The sequence below is a fragment of the Fructilactobacillus sp. X2R6C1 genome (assembly GCF_059901295.1).
The window spans coordinates 1-265 of record NZ_JBWXUZ010000037.1 but is presented as its reverse complement, the minus strand read 5'-3'; the positions used below and the strand labels follow the sequence as shown (position 1 = coordinate 265).

Here is a 265-nt window from a genome sequence, read left to right as displayed (position 1 = left end):
ATGACCCGTACGGGATTCGAACCCATGTTACTGCCGTGAAAGGGCAGTGTCTTAAACCACTTGACCAACGGGTCATACTACAAAAATATACGGAGAGTGAGGGATTCGAACCCTCGAAACAGACTTTAATCCGTTTACATCATTTCCAATGATGCTCCTTCGGCCAGCTCGGACAACTCTCCATAGTACTCCGGCAGGCGGGCTCGAACCGTCGACAACCTGATTAACAGTCAGGTGCTCTACCAACTGAGCTATGCCGGAATAA

Annotated in this window: 3 tRNA genes; all 3 read right to left on the bottom strand. The window is 49.4% G+C overall.

The features are described from left to right. Position 1 precedes the first annotated feature (1 nt). A tRNA-Glu gene (locus AC6UDF_RS07260) sits at positions 2-74 on the bottom strand. Positions 75-90: 16 nt separating this feature from the next. Then, positions 91-182: transfer RNA gene (locus AC6UDF_RS07255), tRNA-Ser, on the bottom strand. Positions 183-188: 6 nt separating this feature from the next. Continuing rightward, positions 189-261, bottom strand: a tRNA-Asn gene (locus AC6UDF_RS07250). Positions 262-265: the final 4 nt, after the last annotated feature.